Origin of the sequence: Stenotrophomonas sp. GD03794 (assembly GCF_029842145.1) — a bacterium.
Lineage (GTDB): Bacteria > Pseudomonadota > Gammaproteobacteria > Xanthomonadales > Xanthomonadaceae > Stenotrophomonas > Stenotrophomonas riyadhensis.
In genome coordinates this window covers 25199-39495 of the sequence record NZ_JAOCFV010000044.1, presented here as the reverse complement: position 1 = coordinate 39495, position 14297 = coordinate 25199, and the positions used below count along the sequence as shown (strand labels likewise).

Genomic DNA, 14297 nt, shown 5'->3' with positions numbered 1-14297 from the left:
CAACCGGACCCACCCCGCCATTCCCCAGGAACTCAGCTTTGGCTGTTGCTTTGGCCGTTGCAGTTGCTTCTGCGGGTGCCGGGCGCAGCCCGGCCGAAACCCGCGCTTTTGCCGCATAATCAGCACATGACCGACGACCGCATCATCGGCGCCGGCGCCACCCGCGAGGATGACGCCGCCGACGCCAGCATCCGCCCCAAGCGCCTTGCCGACTACCTCGGCCAGGTGCCGGTGCGCGAGCAGATGGAGATCTACATCCAGGCGGCCAAGGGGCGCGGCGACGCGCTCGACCATGTGCTGATCTTCGGGCCGCCCGGCCTGGGCAAGACCACCCTCAGCCATGTCATCGCCAACGAACTGGGCGTGGCCCTGCGGGTGACCTCCGGCCCGGTGATCGAGAAGGCCGGCGACCTCGCCGCGCTGCTGACCAACCTGCAGCCGCACGATGTGCTGTTCATCGACGAGATCCATCGCCTGTCGCCGGTGGTGGAAGAAGTGTTGTATCCGGCGATGGAAGATTTCCAGATCGACATCATGATCGGCGAGGGCCCCGCCGCCCGCTCGATCAAGATCGACCTGCCGCCGTTCACCCTGATCGGTGCCACCACCCGAGCCGGCCTGCTGACCGCGCCGCTGCGCGATCGCTTCGGCATCGTCCAGCGCCTGGAGTTCTACAGCGTCGAGGAGCTGACCCGGATCGTGCGCCGCTCGGCAGCCATCCTGGCCATCGACTGCACCGCCGATGGCGCCGGCGAGATCGCACGCCGCGCGCGTGGCACCCCGCGTATCGCCAACCGCCTGCTGCGCCGCGTGCGCGACTACGCGCAGGTCAAGGCCGGCGGCCACATCGACGAGGCCGTGGCCCAGGCCGCGATGAAGATGCTGAAGGTCGACCCGGAGGGCTTCGACGAGCTTGACCGGCGCCTGCTCAAGACCATGGTCGACTACTTCGACGGCGGCCCGGTCGGCATCGAATCGCTGGCGGCGGCGCTGTCCGAAGAGCGTGGCACGCTGGAAGACGTGGTCGAGCCGTACCTGATCCAGCAGGGCTTCCTGGTGCGCACCGCGCGTGGCCGCATGGCCACCCACAAGGCCTACCGGCACATGGGCCTGAAGCCGAAGAACCCGCCGCAGGACCTGTTCGCGGAGGTTCCCGATGCCGGTTGAGCCCCGATTCAGTTGGCCGACACGCATTTACTGGGAAGATACCGACGCAGGTGGCGTGGTCTACCACGCCCGCTACGTGGCCTTCATGGAACGGGCCCGGACCGAATGGATGCGAGCGCTGGGCTACGGCCAGGAGCGCGTGCGCGCCGAGCACGGGATGGTCTTCGCGGTGCGCTCGATGCAGATGGATTTCATCAAGCCGGCACGGCTGGATGACACCCTGCAGGTGAGCGCCCGCCTGGTCCAGCTGAAGAAGGCCAGCATGGTCTTCGACCAGCAGATCCTGCGCGACGGCGAACTGCTGCTGTCGGCGCAGGTCCGCATCGCCGCACTGGAAGCGGCCAGTTTCCGCCCGCGTGGCATGGACGAGGCCGTCCTTGCCGTGCTGCAACCCCACCTCCACCCCGAATCCGAACACTGAGGAACAACGGATGATCGCAACGCTCCTGGCCCTGCAGGCCACGGTCACCGAGGCACTGCCGGCCGACGTCAGCAACGCCGCGACACAGACCCTTGCCCAGGCCACCACCGGCGGCGGCATCAACTACCTCGAACTGATGGCCAAGGCCAGCCTGCCGGTGAAGATCATCGTGCTGCTGCTGCTGGTCGGCTCGTTCGTCAGCTGGGTGATCATTTTCCGCAAGGCCCGCGTGTTCAAGCAGGCCACCCGTGAAGCCGACGAGTTCGAGAACCGCTTCTGGTCCGGCGCCGACCTGGGCAAGCTGTACAGCTCGGCCACCGACCGCAGCCGCAACGTCGGCGGCCTGGAAGCGATCTTCGAAGCAGGCTTCCGCGAGTACACCCGCCTGCGCGACAAGCGCCGTCTGGATGGCCGCGCGCAGCTGGAAGGCGCACAGCGTGCCATGCGCACCACCTACACCCGCGAAGTGGACCAGCTCGAGCGCAACCTGGAACTGCTGGCCAACATCGGCTCGACCGCGCCGTACGTGGGTCTGGTCGGTACCGTGTTCGGCATCATGGTGACCATGCACGACATGATCAGCAGTGGCGCGCAGGCGGGCATCGCCGCCGTTGCGCCGGGCATCTCCGAAGCGCTGTTCGCCACCGCCATCGGTCTGTTCGTGGCGATCCCGGCGGTGTGGGCCTACAACCGCTTCACCACGCGCGTGGAGCGCATGTCGGTGCGGTTCGAGACCTTCGCCGAAGAGTTCAGCTCCATCCTGCAGCGCCAGAGCGCTGGCGACGAGTAAGCGCCTGACCCGGGAGTCCAAGCCATGTCCGCTGCCATCGGTCGCCGCAAGCGCCGCAAGCTGAAATCGGAAATCAACGTCGTTCCCTACATCGACGTCATGCTGGTGCTGCTGATCATCTTCATGGTCACCGCGCCGCTGCTCACCCTGAGCTTCGACGTCGACCTGCCGCAGTCCAACGCCAAGGCGCTGGAGAGCAAGCAGGACCCGGTGATCGTCTCGGTGCGCCAGGACGGCCAGCTCAGCCTGAAGCTGGCTGACGCCAAGGAACCGACCGCCGTGTCGGCCGAGGAACTGGAAGGCCGCCTGGCCGGCATTGCCGCCCAGGACAAGGGCGTGCGCGTGATCGTTGCCGCCGACCGCGCCGTGGCCTATGAAAAGGTCATCGCCGCGATGGATGTGATCAAGCGCGCCAAGGTAGACAAGGTAGGCCTGGCCACCGATGCACGCTGACGCCCTGCCACCTTCGCATCAGCGCGAACCCGGCTGGGGCCTGCCCTTGGCGCTGGCGTTGCTGGTGCACCTGCTGGTCGCGCTGGTCTTCATCGTGGCCTGGTTCTGGTCGCCCGAGCGCAACACCGATGCCGCTGCCGGCGACCCGTCGGTCGAGGCCAGCCTTGCGCTGTCCGCGTCCGAGGCGTCCGCCGCGCGTCAGGCCCTGCGCCAGTCGGAAAAGCTGGAAGACCTGCCGCCACCGGTCGCCGAGCCGATTCCGGTGCCCGAAGACACCATCCCGCCACCGCAGCCGATTCCCGAGCCGCGCCCGCAGGACGCCCCCACGCCGCAGCAGCAACAGGCGCAGGAGCGTGTCGCACAGCCGGACACCAAGGACCAGGAAGCGGTGAGCGCGCTGGCCATCTCGCAGGAGAAGGCCAAGCAGGAACAGGAAGCCAAGCGCCGCCAGGAGCAGATCGACCTGACCGAACGCAAGCGCCAGGAAGAAGCGGAGCAGAAGCTGCGCCTGGCCAAGCAGCAGGAAGCGGACGAAAAGAAGAAGCAGGCCGAGCAGGAGCGCGTGGCGGCTGACAAGGCCGAGGCCGAGAAGCAGAAGAAGATCGCCGAGATCCGCGCCCGCCGCGAGCAGGCCGAGAAGGAAGCCAAGCTGGCCGAGCAGAAGCTGCGCCAGGTCGCCGCCGCACGCAATGCCGCCGGTAGTGCGGCCGCCGGTGCCAGCGGTGCGTCCCAGCCGGCTGCGGGTGGCGGTGGCAACAGCGATGATCTTTCGGCCAAGTACGCGGCCGCGATCCAGGCCAAGGTGCTGTCGCAGTGGGTACGCCCGGATACGGTGCCGCTGGGCCAGCGCTGCACCATCACCATCACCCAGATTCCGGGGGGCACGGTGATGCAGGCCAAGGTCAGCCCGAACTGCCCGTACGACGAGGCCGGCAGGCGTTCGATCGAGGCCGCCGTGCTCAATGCGCAGCCGCTGCCGTACCGCGGGTTCGAGTCGGTGTTCGCGCGCACGCTCAACTTCACCTTTACCGCCCAGGATCGCTGAGGCGGGCAGGGCAGGGTGGCCAGGGAGCCACCCGCGCCCATGGATGTCGCGCTTGCCTCTGGCAGGCCCGGTTTCGACCGGGCAGGCTGAGCCTGCTGTCGAACGCTGCCCGGCCGGGTGGCGTGATCGGGGCAGGCGGGTGCGATGTTAGCCACGACGTTAACGGTGCGTGAGAGGACGGGCTGGAACTGACCCGGAATTCACGTACCCTTGGTTCATGATTGCGAAGCGGTTCACTCCCGCTTTGCTATCCCTCGTTCCGGTTTCCCCCTATTGAGCGCTCCATGAAAAAGATGCCTCGCTGGCTTGCCGTGTTTGCGGCCCTGTTGCTGCCCTTCGCTGCCGTTGCGCAGCAGAGGGGACTGGATATCGACATCATCGGTGGCAATGCCTCCGCGTTGCCGATCACCATCGTGCCGATGCCCTACCAGGGTTCGGCCGCCGCACCGCAGACCGACGTCGCTGGCGTGGTCCGCGCCGACCTCGAGCGTTCGGGGCAGTTCCGCACGCTGCCGGAAGCACAGATCGTCGAAAAGCCGGTCCGTGGCGGCGACATCCAGTTCGCCACCTGGCGCGCGCTGAAGCAGAACTACATCGTGGTCGGCCGCGTGCTCGACGCCGGTGCCGGTGCCTACCGCGTCGAGTACGAACTGTTCGACGTGCCCAAGGGTGAGCGCCTGCTGGGCCTGGCGATGACCGCCCGTGGCAACGCCATGCGTGACGTCGCCCACCAGATGGCCGACGCCATCTACGAGAAGATCACCGGCATCCGTGGCGCCTTCTGGACCCGCATCGCCTACGTGACCGCCAGCGGCAAGGGCGACGCCATGCGCTACGCGCTGATGGTGGCCGACTCCGACGGCTTCAATCCGCAGACCATCGTGCGCTCGGCCGAGCCGCTGCTGTCGCCGTCGTGGAGCCCGGATGGCAGCAAGCTGGCCTATGTCAGCTTCGAGCGTGGCAACTCGGCGATCTACATCCAGAACATCGGCACCGGCGCGCGTGAGCTGGTCACCAGCTTCCGTGGCATCAACAGCGCCCCGGCGTTCTCGCCGGACGGCCGCAAGCTGGCCCTGACCCTGTCGCGTTCGGGCAACCCGGAAATCTACGTGATGGACCTGGGCAGCAAGCAGCTGACCCAGCTGACCAACCACTTCGCCATCGATACCGAGCCGACCTGGGCGCCGGACGGCAGCGCGGTGTACTTCACCTCCGACCGCGGCGGCCGTCCGCAGGTCTACAAGGTCGGTGCGGGCGGCGGCAGTGCCGAACGCGTGACCTTCCAGGGCAACTACAACGCCAAGCCCTCGGTGTCCTACGATGGCAAGAAGATCGCCGTCGCCCAGGGCTCGGGCAACAGCTACAAGATCGCGATGATGGACAGCTCGCTGGGGTCGCCTCGCTGGAGCACGCTGTCCCCGGGTTCGCTGGATGAATCTCCGAGCTTTGCGCCCAACGCAAGCATGGTGTTGTACGCCGCCCGCGAGGGTGGCCGTGGTGTCCTGTACGCCGTTTCTGCCGATGCGCGCGTGCGCCAGCGGTTGGTTCTGGCTGACGGAGATGTGCGCGAACCGGCATGGTCCCCATACCGTACCCAGCGCTAAAAGAGTGTTAATATTTTCGCTGTCTTGAACCCCTCATCGGCCTAGGAGCCACAAAGGTATCGCCATGAACAAGTCCACCCGCGTTCTGCTTGTTTCCCTGCTGTCTGTGGCCGTCCTGGCCGGTTGCTCGAAGAAGGTGAAGGAAGAGCCGGCAGCCCCGGTCGACACCGGCACCTCGACCACCACCCCGACCGCTCCGTCGACCTCCGGCCTGTACGGCCCGGGCGACCTGGACACCGACGCTTGCCTGCGCCAGCGCGTTGTCTACTTCGACCTGGACAAGGAAGACGTGAAGCCGGAATTCCAGGCCATCATGGCGTGCCACGCCAAGTACCTGCGTGACCGTCCGTCCTCGCGCATCACCCTGCAGGGCCACACCGACGAGCGCGGTTCGCGCGCGTACAACCAGGCCCTGGGCGAGCGTCGTGGCAACGGCGTCAACTCGGCCCTGCAGGCCAACGGTGGCTCGGCTTCGCAGCTGACCGTCGTGTCCTACGGTGAAGAGCGTCCGGTCTGCACCGAGTCGAACGAGTCCTGCTGGTCGCAGAACCGTCGCGTCGAAATCGTCTACACCGCGCAGTAATCCATGCGCATTGGCATCAAACTGATGCTGGTCGTTGCGGCAGCCCTCGTGGCTGCCGCACCGGCGCATGCACAGCGACAGAGCCTGGCTGACCGCGTCGGCGCGCTCGAGCAGCAGATGTACAACAACAGTGCCAACCAGGACCTGTTGAACCAGATCAATCAGCTGCGGCAGCAGGTCACCAGCCTGCAGGCCTCGATCGAGCAGTTGCAGCACGACAACGCCCAGCTCAAGCAGTCCGCCCAGGACCAGTACCTGGATCTGGACAGCCGCCTGAACCGGTTGGAAGGGGGCAATGCCGCCCCGGCCCTGCCGCCCGTTCCGGCGAGCGCGCCGAAGGCCGCCCCGGCCCCGGCAAAACCCGCAGCGGCGGCCACTTCCGAGCGGCCGCCTTCCGTCCATGGGGATGCCGGCAGCCTTGCCGCCACCGGCGACGAGCGCACTTCCTACAACGTCGCCTTCGATTCGCTGAAGGCCGGCAAGTACGATGATTCGGCGCAGCTGTTCCTGAGCTTCCTGCAGCTGTACCCGAACGGCGTCTATGCGCCGAACGCGCTGTACTGGCTGGGCGAGAGCTATTACGCCACCCGCAATTTCCCGATGGCCGAGACCCAGTTCCGTGAACTGCTCTCGCGCTATCCGACCCACGACAAGGCCGCTGGCGGCCTGCTCAAGGTCGGCCTCTCGCAGTACGGCGAGGGCAAGGTCGACCAGGCCCAGCAGACGCTGGAGACCGTCGTGGCACAGTACCCCGGCTCGGACGCCGCGCGTACCGCGCAGGACCGCCTGCAGTCGATCCGTCTCGGCAAGCAGATCCGCTGATCCGCTGACCGGGCGTACAATATGTGTCCTGTAGAGCCGAGCCCACGCTCGGCTGCTTTCGTTTCCGGTTCGGCAAACCCGCCCGGATCCGGCAGCGCCGGGCCATGCCCGGCGGCTCGCATTACCGGCTGGGCCACACCCGACCGGCCGCTGTTGTAGAGCCGAGCCATGCTCGGCTGCTTTCGTTACCGGCCACGGTAGCCCACCCGCCACGTGTCCCACCAAGAAGTCCCCGCCATGACCGCCGTTACCCCGTCCAGCGCCGCCGCCACGCCCAGCGAGATCGTGCAGTCGCCGCTGCCACGCCTGAAGATCACCGAGATCTTCACCTCGCTGCAGGGCGAAGCCGATACCGCCGGCTGGCCGACCGTGTTCGTGCGCCTGACCGGCTGCCCGCTGCGTTGCCAGTACTGCGACACCGCCTATGCCTTCCACGGCGGCACCTGGTGGGACATCGACGACATCGTGACGGAGGTGCTGGCCCAGGGCGTGCGCCACGTCTGCGTGACCGGTGGCGAGCCGCTGGCACAGAAGCGCTGCCTGGTACTGCTGCAGAAGCTGTGCGACGCCGGCATGGACGTCTCGCTGGAAACCTCCGGCGCGCTGGACGTCAGCGCCGTGGACCCCCGGGTATCGCGCGTGGTCGACATCAAGACCCCGGGTTCGGCCGAAGTGGCGCGCAACCGCTGGGAAAACCTGCCGCTGCTGACCGCGCGCGACCAGATCAAGTTCGTCATCTGCAACCGCGAGGATTACGACTGGGCCAAGGCGATGGTGGCCGAGCACGATCTGGTGAAGCGTTGCACCGTGTTCTTCTCGCCGAGCAAGGGGGAGATCACCGCGCGCCAGCTGGCCGACTGGATCGTCGAAGACCGGCTGCCGGTGCGCTTCCAGATGCAGTTGCATAAAATCCTGTGGAACGACGAGCCGGGCCGATGAGCCCAGGCAGCGTTCCCTGATGTAGCTCCGGCGCGGGACAGCGTGCTGGCTTTCCCCTCCCAACCGGATGTTTTACCCATGAAGAAGGCAGTCGTGCTTCTCTCCGGCGGCATGGATTCAGCCGCCGTCATCGCCATGGCCCAGGAACAGGGCTTCGCCGTGCATGCCCTGAGCGTGCGCTACGGCCAGCGCCATACCTCCGAACTGGATGCCGCCGCCCGCGTGGCCAAGGCCCAGGGCGTGGTCGCGCACAAGACCGTGGACGTGGACCTGCGCAGCATTGGTGGCTCGGCGCTGACCGACGATATCGACGTGCCCGAGGCCGGCGGTGCCGGCATCCCGGTCACCTACGTACCGGCGCGCAACACCATCATGTTGTCGCTGGCGCTGGGCTGGGCCGAAGTGCTTGGCGCCAACGACATCTTCTGCGGCGTCAACGCCGTGGACTACTCCGGCTACCCGGACTGCCGCCCAGAGTTCGTGGCCGCGTTCCAGGCACTGGCCAACCTGGCTACCAAGTCGGGCGTGGAAGGTGCGGGCATCAAGGTGCACGCGCCGCTGCAGTTCCTCAGCAAGGGCCAGATCGTCAGCGAAGGCGTGCGTCTGGGCGTGGACTTCGGCCTGACCGTGTCCTGCTACAACGCCGACGCCAACGGCGCCGCCTGTGGCCACTGCGATGCCTGCCGCCTGCGCGCGCAGGGCTTTGCCGAAGCCGGCGTGGCCGACCCGACGCTGTACGCCTGACCGCGTCTGGTAGAGCCGGCCGCTGGCCGGCTTCCCTGATGGGGGTGAATTCCAAGATGGTGGGTGCGAACTGCTCCTCGGTGGGTGCGAACCTTGGTTCGCACTCCCTGACCCGCCGGGCAGGTCTGACTATGGTGGGTGCCAACCTTGGTTGGCACTGTCTGCCAGGCAAGGCCCGGCGTTATCTCTGCCGCAACCACCCCGACGCGTCAATAAACGCCCGCACCGCCCCCGGGTCGGCATAGTCCAGCTCGATCATCCGCGCGATCGCCGCCTTCTCATCAGCCTGCTGTCGCATGTACTCCTGCGCGATGCGATACCCGGCGTAATAGCCCACATCACTCACCCCGAACGGATTGCGGGCGCTGTTGTACAGCCAGTTGTCCAGGTCATCGCCATCCATCTCAGCGATGAAGCGCGTGCGGATTTCCGCCTCGTGTGTTGCACCGTAGTCGTAGAAGGGCAGTGCCGGCCGGCGCCCACTGATGCGCTCCGCCACATACTCGGCCACGCCTTCGCGCACCGCATATTGGGCCAGGTTGCCGGTGGTCTCGTGCTGCTGGGTATGCACGTACTCGTGCAGGTTGTTCTGCGCGTTGTTCGCCCCCGGGCGGCTGTCGTAGAAGATCCGCAGGCGGCTGCGCATCGGCTCCGGCAGCTCGCTCACGTCCACGCGCTCATCGCCCAGCGCCATCTCCGCGCCGATCAGCACCTTGTCACCCAGCGTGGTGCCGCCGGTGCGCAGCACGCCCACCGCGTAGGTGATGGTGGCGGGGCGAAGGGCCGGGTAAAGCTCCCGGAACGCGGCCAGGTCCCGTTCCAGCGTGGCGCTGGCCTGCTGCGCGTTGGCGGTCAAGGGACGCACCGAGGCCCAGAAGTGCGGCCACGCTTGGATGGCCTCGGCGTACTCGCGGGCGGTGTAGTGGCGCACCTGCATCAGTGCATGCAGGCCAGGGCTGCCCGGATCGATGTAGCGCTGCTGGACGAGTGCCACCTGGCGTTCGACGTCGGGCTCGGCGCGCACCGCGTCATAGGTGGCCCAGAAGCGGCCGATATCATCGGTGACGACCTGGGAAGGGGCGGCCGGTACCGAACATGGCAGCAACAAGGCAGCAATCAGGCTGACGATCAGACGCATCCATGGCTCCGGGGAAGGATCACAGATGGGATGCGACGGCGGCCCGGAAGGTTTAAGCGGGCTCACCAGATCGGGTAGTGCCGGCCGCTGGCCGGCACCTTCGGCACACCCGGGCTTCGCGCTGCCCGCCAAAGTAGGGTAGAATGCCCACCCCGCCGAAAGGCTGGGGCAGTGCAATGGGCCGTTAGCTCAGTCGGTAGAGCAGAAGACTTTTAATCTTTTGGTCGAAGGTTCGAATCCTTCACGGCCCACAAGTAAAATCAACGACTTAAAGCGCCTCAGTGGCGCTTTTTTCGTCAGTTCCGTAATTGGCTCCAGAAATTGTGGTCTGCGATCTGCGCCGCAACGACGCTCTCTAGTCAGTGTCAGAAGCCTTCAGCGGGCGCGGCAAGCGCTGCTGATCTGTACGGGAAGCGACTTATGCTTTTGATTTATAAGGATAATTTCATCTTCCCCGGTGCGTGTTATGCTCCATCGAACAAGGAACGTAGTCTGAGGGGGCGACCAATGAATGGATTGAAATGGCTGAACGTACGTGCCATTCCTTTTCCATAACGCGTGAGTTATATTGAATGTCCTGGACGATCAATGTAACGACCGATGCGAAGGAGTTCTTGGATGGACTCACTGCCGACGAAAAGGTGGAAGTGTTCGCAACTATCAAGCTGCTCAGGGAGGTGGGACCGACATTGCGTCGTCCCGCCTCAGGAACTCTGCGTGACAGTGATCTGTCCAACCTGAAAGAGCTCCGCATCCGATTTGAGCGTAAACAGTTCCGCATCATCTATGCGTTCGACTCTGAACAGAATGCAATTCTGCTCGTCGGTGGTGACAAGGTCCCACTTGGCGAGAAGCTCTGGTACCCCAAATACATTGCCAGGGCGAAAAAGCTCTACGCTGCGCATGAAGCAGAGATTGAGTTGAGGCGCCGACAAGCTACTCACAGTCCTCGTGGGAAGGTGGCCAAACGTGGAAAGAAGCAGGGGAAGTAAAATGGCAACGTTCAATTTTGAAGACATCCTGGCCGCTCAGCCGCTCGCTGTTCAGCGTTCAATTGACGCTCGTTTCCATGAGCTGGTATCTGCTTATCCGCTTGCTGACTTGCGCTGTGCCGCTGAGCTGACCCAGGGTGATGTGGCGACTCGGATGCAGATCAGTCAAGCCGCAGTGTCCAAGATGGAAGCTCGAGACGATATCTTGCTTTCTACCCTTTTCCGCTTCGTTGAAGCGATCGGCGGAAAGCCGCGCTTTTGTATCGAGCTAGCGGATCGTGAGTTCGAAGTCTGCCATTCCGAGCGTGACTCATCTTCTGCGTTCCATCTGCGAGCACATCCGCGCGGTGCTTTCACTCCCGACGATATCTATGCCAACACTATGCATAGAGCAAGGGCTGGACGAGCTGCGAAAGTTTTCGGCGCATTGAATGGCGCATGGACTCACGGGCCTGCAGCCTTGCGCTCAGGCTGGATGAGTGCCGAGTCTTCATCCTCGGTCGCGGAAAACGATGTCTGCTATGCGTCGACTCCGGAACTTGGTCTCGCTGCATGAGAACTAGCCCCTTACAGGTTGGAAAGGTCACTTACACGGATGTGAACATCCGTGCTACGCCTAATGTCGAAGCTGCAGCGATTGAGCGCGACTTGCCGATCGAGATCGACGCCGCTGTGTTCTACTCGGCCAATGGGCAGCATTTTGCTACCTTGACTGTGGCCCAGAAGGATGAGCAGTTCGCTTATACGATCGAGGTGTCTGCATTCGCTCCATTCACCATTGATGTCGTTGGTTGTGCCGAGGCTTACAAAAGCGCCTTTAATCCAGGCGTAGTCGGTGTAAACGTGGTTCGTGTGATCTATTCCTCAGTAAGGGACATGATCGCAGGCGTGACGGCACGCGCGCCGTGGGAGATCGCGTGCATGCCGACCATGATCATTGAGCCTCGGGACATCAGCCTGAACTATGAGCAGGACGGCAGAGAGGAGATCCTTCGGTCTCAGTTTGGAATGACGGACGAGAAGATTGATGAGCTGAATCAGGGTAGGTCAGCTCTGAAGGCTAGTGGCCAGAAGCCCGCTGCTCAGAAGTCAAAGCGTAGGACACCCTCAGTGCCTGCTCAGTCCAAATAGTTTCACTTGGTGGTTTGAACATGAAATAAGGGCGGCCTCTGGCCGCCCTTTGTGTTCTTGGTCTCTTACGGGGAAGCGAATATTCGGTGGGCTAGATATCTTTGATCGTGGAGGGTTTTACCCGGGGCACGCTCTTGTCGTAGACCTTCATCATCGCGTCCGTGACGCCCAGTGCATCCTGTCGTTCAGCGCGGTTGCCGGCCGTGTCGGTACCGCCCTTTCGCTTCAGGTCGTGCAGGCTGAAGCGTTCCTCGGCGCCGATGACCCCAGTGGCGATAGCGAGCTGAATGAAACGCTGCCAGGTGCTGTCCAAGCTGGTCTTCTGCAACGGCTCACCATGTTCTGCAAGGAACAGGTGGCGCTGGTCGGCCCGCATCTGCACCGGGAGGCTATGGCGCTCGATGATGGCTTCACGGCGCGCGATCGCGGCATCCCATGCCCGCCGTAGCCGCGGCGTCCATTCCACCAAGTTGTCACGGCTACGTTTCCGGCGATTGGTGTGCAGCCCCTCGGTCGTGCCTTGCGCTTCGGTCAACGTAAGCGTCTCAATGCCTCGCAGTCTGCAGAGGTAACCAAGCTCCATGATCATCCAAAGATAGGGCGGTACCGAACCCTCGGTCCTTGCCGTTCTCATAGAGCGCTCATGGGCAAACGCCAGCAACTTCGCATAGGCTGCATCCGTAGGTAGGCGTTGGCGCTTACGCTCCTTCGCTTGCTCCAGCCCCTGTGCGGGATTGTGATCAACGATGCCCCGATTGAGCGCCCAACGGAACACCAGGCGCGAATAGCGCAGGACCTTGTTCGCCTTGGTGGGCGTGCCTGCCGATTCGATCTTGTCGACCAGGCGCTGGAAATTGTGGTTGCGCAGCTTTGCCACTTGGAGTTTGCCGAATGGCACGCCAAGGATGGTGGGATAGTTGATCAGCACGTTCCGCGCTGCCTCGTAGTCGTCACGGGTGCCTGCGGCCAGGCCCTTGAATTTGGCGCTGTCGTGATACTGGGCGCATACCCATTCCACGGTCCCGGTGCTCTCGCCCATCTCTATGATGCTGTGCAGCTCGGAAAGCTTGGCCTCGGGGCCCGCGACCGTTCTGCGAGCCTTTCGAGGACCGTCGATGCCCGTTGCGGCTTCGAAGATGTACCAGCGGCCACGGCCCGTCGCATCCCAGTACACGCCCTTTGGGATCTTCGCCTGGTCGATGTGTGGCGGGATGGAAGGATTGTGTTTTCGCGGGCGTGGTGCCATCAGAATAGGTCAGTCCCATATGTGTCGTTGGACGCTTGCTGCAGTCCGAGCGCAGCGTTCATGGCTGCGGCGGTCGTCCAGATGCCGCCTTTGCCGTCGTACTTGTAGCGAATCCCTTGCCCGCGAGCCCACGCCTCTACCGTGGATAGGCGTGGGCGCTCACCAGGCCGGCAAAGTTCTTGTAGATCTTGGAACTGGAGAACCTCTCCAATCATGCGAACAGGTCCAGTTGGGCCGGCGGTGCCGGCGGAGGGGCAGCGGCGGCCAAGGGGGCAGGCCTTACGCGGATCAGGCACTCTCCCTCACCACGCATCTGCCACGGGCGGCCGGCGATGGGCACAAGGTCGTGGCAGCCACCACCACCGCCCACGCGGTCCTTGATCTTCACCTGGTAGTAGTCCCTGCCGCCGAACTGCGTGTGGTGTCCAGGGTGCGGCCGCACGGAGACGACAGTGAAAACGGGGATCAGAAGGTGCCACTCGCTGGCCCGAACTTCATCTTCGTAGTGCCACGAGCCATCCAGATCGCGGTCCATCGAGAGAACTTGGTCGCCCACCGCGAAAGGCTCCAGGCTATCGACATCGCCGTGCGCAGACTTGTGGACCGGCGGGAAGAAGTCGCGGATGGCAAAGAAAAGCCCGCGGCCGTTAGCGTCAGTGAACTCGGCAATGGGGAAGTAGGCAACGGCGATGCCGCCGTCCCGCACCAGGTAGAAGGCAGTACCGCACGAGGTCGGCCCGGCCGTATCGTGCTTCCGCAGCGACTGACGCGACCAGCCGCTTTCCAGCAGGTCGAGGACGACACGCTCTGCGAGATCCATTCCGATCTCACGGTGCATCACGCGCTCGCGCTGTGCCTCAGCCATGAGCGCACCTCTGCCAGCACCAGCACCAGCGCAGCCCTGTGAGGCATGCGCGGCTGATCGCCCACAGGGTGGCGATGCCGGCCAGGAACCCGGCCAGGGCGAACACGTGGACCATTGCAGCGGTGAGCAGCTGGTCAGCCATGGGCCGCGCTCCGATCAGGGCGAGGGCGGTACATGAGAACGTCGTACTCAACGCCCTCGTGACTCCAGCCGCCCAGCGATTCGCCATCGGGGTAGCTCGCAATGTCTCCGTCCCGGAACTCGACATCGACAGGGCCGTGAGCGTCGTCCGGGATGCCGAGACCCGCGTGACGCTTCCAGCGCTGGCGGCTCATTTGCCCACCGCCTGGCTGAGCG

Annotated in this window: 18 protein-coding genes and 1 tRNA gene; 14 read left to right on the top strand and 5 right to left on the bottom strand. The window is 64.5% G+C overall.

Going from position 1 to position 14297, the window contains the following annotated elements; genetic code table 11:
- Positions 1-126: 126 nt before the first annotated feature.
- The 10 genes from ruvB (at position 127) to queC (ending at position 8568) form a co-directional block, all read left to right on the top strand.
- Positions 127-1167: a Holliday junction branch migration DNA helicase RuvB gene (gene ruvB / locus N5D91_RS18855; protein ID WP_110713297.1), complete on the top strand. Its 1041-nt coding sequence runs from the start codon at positions 127-129 to the stop codon at positions 1165-1167.
- Positions 1157-1588 (top strand): tol-pal system-associated acyl-CoA thioesterase, encoded by a 432-nt coding sequence (gene ybgC, locus N5D91_RS18850; RefSeq protein WP_180854690.1) that lies wholly within the window; start codon positions 1157-1159, stop codon positions 1586-1588. Before ruvB ends, ybgC begins: the two co-directional genes overlap by 11 nt.
- A 10-nt stretch (positions 1589-1598) precedes the next feature.
- On the top strand, positions 1599-2378 hold the full coding sequence (tolQ, locus tag N5D91_RS18845; protein ID WP_006438802.1) for a protein TolQ: 780 nt from the start codon (positions 1599-1601) through the stop codon (positions 2376-2378).
- A gap of 24 nt (positions 2379-2402) precedes the next feature.
- Positions 2403-2831, top strand: coding sequence for a protein TolR (gene tolR, locus N5D91_RS18840; protein ID WP_088026880.1), 429 nt, complete (start codon positions 2403-2405; stop codon positions 2829-2831).
- Positions 2821-3876, top strand: coding sequence for a cell envelope integrity protein TolA (tolA, locus tag N5D91_RS18835; RefSeq protein WP_110713295.1), 1056 nt, complete (start codon positions 2821-2823; stop codon positions 3874-3876). Before tolR ends, tolA begins: the two co-directional genes overlap by 11 nt.
- 284 nt (positions 3877-4160) lie before the next feature.
- On the top strand, positions 4161-5480 hold the full coding sequence (gene tolB, locus N5D91_RS18830; protein WP_110713294.1) for a Tol-Pal system beta propeller repeat protein TolB: 1320 nt from the start codon (positions 4161-4163) through the stop codon (positions 5478-5480).
- A gap of 64 nt (positions 5481-5544) precedes the next feature.
- Positions 5545-6063: a peptidoglycan-associated lipoprotein Pal gene (gene pal / locus N5D91_RS18825; RefSeq protein ID WP_032128527.1), complete on the top strand. Its 519-nt coding sequence runs from the start codon at positions 5545-5547 to the stop codon at positions 6061-6063.
- Positions 6064-6066: 3 nt separating this feature from the next.
- Positions 6067-6885 carry a tol-pal system protein YbgF gene (ybgF, locus tag N5D91_RS18820; RefSeq protein ID WP_054172360.1) on the top strand — a complete coding sequence of 273 codons (819 nt, stop codon included), beginning with the start codon at positions 6067-6069 and terminating at the stop codon, positions 6883-6885.
- A gap of 237 nt (positions 6886-7122) precedes the next feature.
- Positions 7123-7824: a 7-carboxy-7-deazaguanine synthase QueE gene (queE, locus tag N5D91_RS18815; protein ID WP_164162471.1), complete on the top strand. Its 702-nt coding sequence runs from the start codon at positions 7123-7125 to the stop codon at positions 7822-7824.
- A gap of 78 nt (positions 7825-7902) precedes the next feature.
- Positions 7903-8568: a 7-cyano-7-deazaguanine synthase QueC gene (gene queC / locus N5D91_RS18810; protein ID WP_014038216.1), complete on the top strand. Its 666-nt coding sequence runs from the start codon at positions 7903-7905 to the stop codon at positions 8566-8568.
- Between the two features lie 181 nt (positions 8569-8749).
- Here queC and N5D91_RS18805 read toward each other — a convergent pair whose 3' ends face one another.
- Entirely contained in the window at positions 8750-9706 is a 957-nt protein-coding gene (locus tag N5D91_RS18805; protein ID WP_180854689.1) for a DUF2268 domain-containing putative Zn-dependent protease, read from the bottom strand.
- Positions 9707-9884: 178 nt separating this feature from the next.
- Between N5D91_RS18805 and N5D91_RS18800 the strand changes: the two genes are divergently transcribed.
- The 4 genes from N5D91_RS18800 (at position 9885) to N5D91_RS18785 (ending at position 11829) form a co-directional block, all read left to right on the top strand.
- A tRNA-Lys gene (locus N5D91_RS18800) sits at positions 9885-9957 on the top strand.
- Positions 9958-10278: 321 nt separating this feature from the next.
- On the top strand, positions 10279-10698 hold the full coding sequence (locus tag N5D91_RS18795; RefSeq protein WP_180854688.1) for a type II toxin-antitoxin system RelE/ParE family toxin: 420 nt from the start codon (positions 10279-10281) through the stop codon (positions 10696-10698).
- Between the two features lies 1 nt (position 10699).
- Positions 10700-11254: a helix-turn-helix transcriptional regulator gene (locus N5D91_RS18790; RefSeq protein WP_180854687.1), complete on the top strand. Its 555-nt coding sequence runs from the start codon at positions 10700-10702 to the stop codon at positions 11252-11254.
- A 92-nt stretch (positions 11255-11346) separates the two neighbouring features.
- Positions 11347-11829: a hypothetical protein gene (locus N5D91_RS18785; protein ID WP_180854686.1), complete on the top strand. Its 483-nt coding sequence runs from the start codon at positions 11347-11349 to the stop codon at positions 11827-11829.
- Positions 11830-11920: 91 nt separating this feature from the next.
- Here N5D91_RS18785 and N5D91_RS18780 read toward each other — a convergent pair whose 3' ends face one another.
- From N5D91_RS18780 to N5D91_RS18765, 4 genes are read right to left on the bottom strand one after another with little or no spacing between them, the layout of a single operon-like run.
- Positions 11921-13075: an integrase gene (locus N5D91_RS18780; RefSeq protein ID WP_219635060.1), complete on the bottom strand. Its 1155-nt coding sequence runs from the start codon at positions 13073-13075 to the stop codon at positions 11921-11923.
- Positions 13075-13290, bottom strand: a complete 216-nt coding sequence (locus tag N5D91_RS18775) for a hypothetical protein (RefSeq protein WP_049400773.1) — start codon at positions 13288-13290, stop codon at positions 13075-13077. Before N5D91_RS18775 ends, N5D91_RS18780 begins: the two co-directional genes overlap by 1 nt.
- Positions 13287-13940: a hypothetical protein gene (locus tag N5D91_RS18770; RefSeq protein ID WP_180854685.1), complete on the bottom strand. Its 654-nt coding sequence runs from the start codon at positions 13938-13940 to the stop codon at positions 13287-13289. The genes N5D91_RS18775 and N5D91_RS18770 overlap by 4 nt, the downstream gene beginning before the upstream one ends.
- A complete protein-coding gene (locus N5D91_RS18765) occupies positions 13933-14082 on the bottom strand; it encodes a hypothetical protein (protein ID WP_180854684.1) in 150 nt (49 codons plus the stop codon). The genes N5D91_RS18770 and N5D91_RS18765 overlap by 8 nt, the downstream gene beginning before the upstream one ends.
- Positions 14083-14297: the final 215 nt, after the last annotated feature.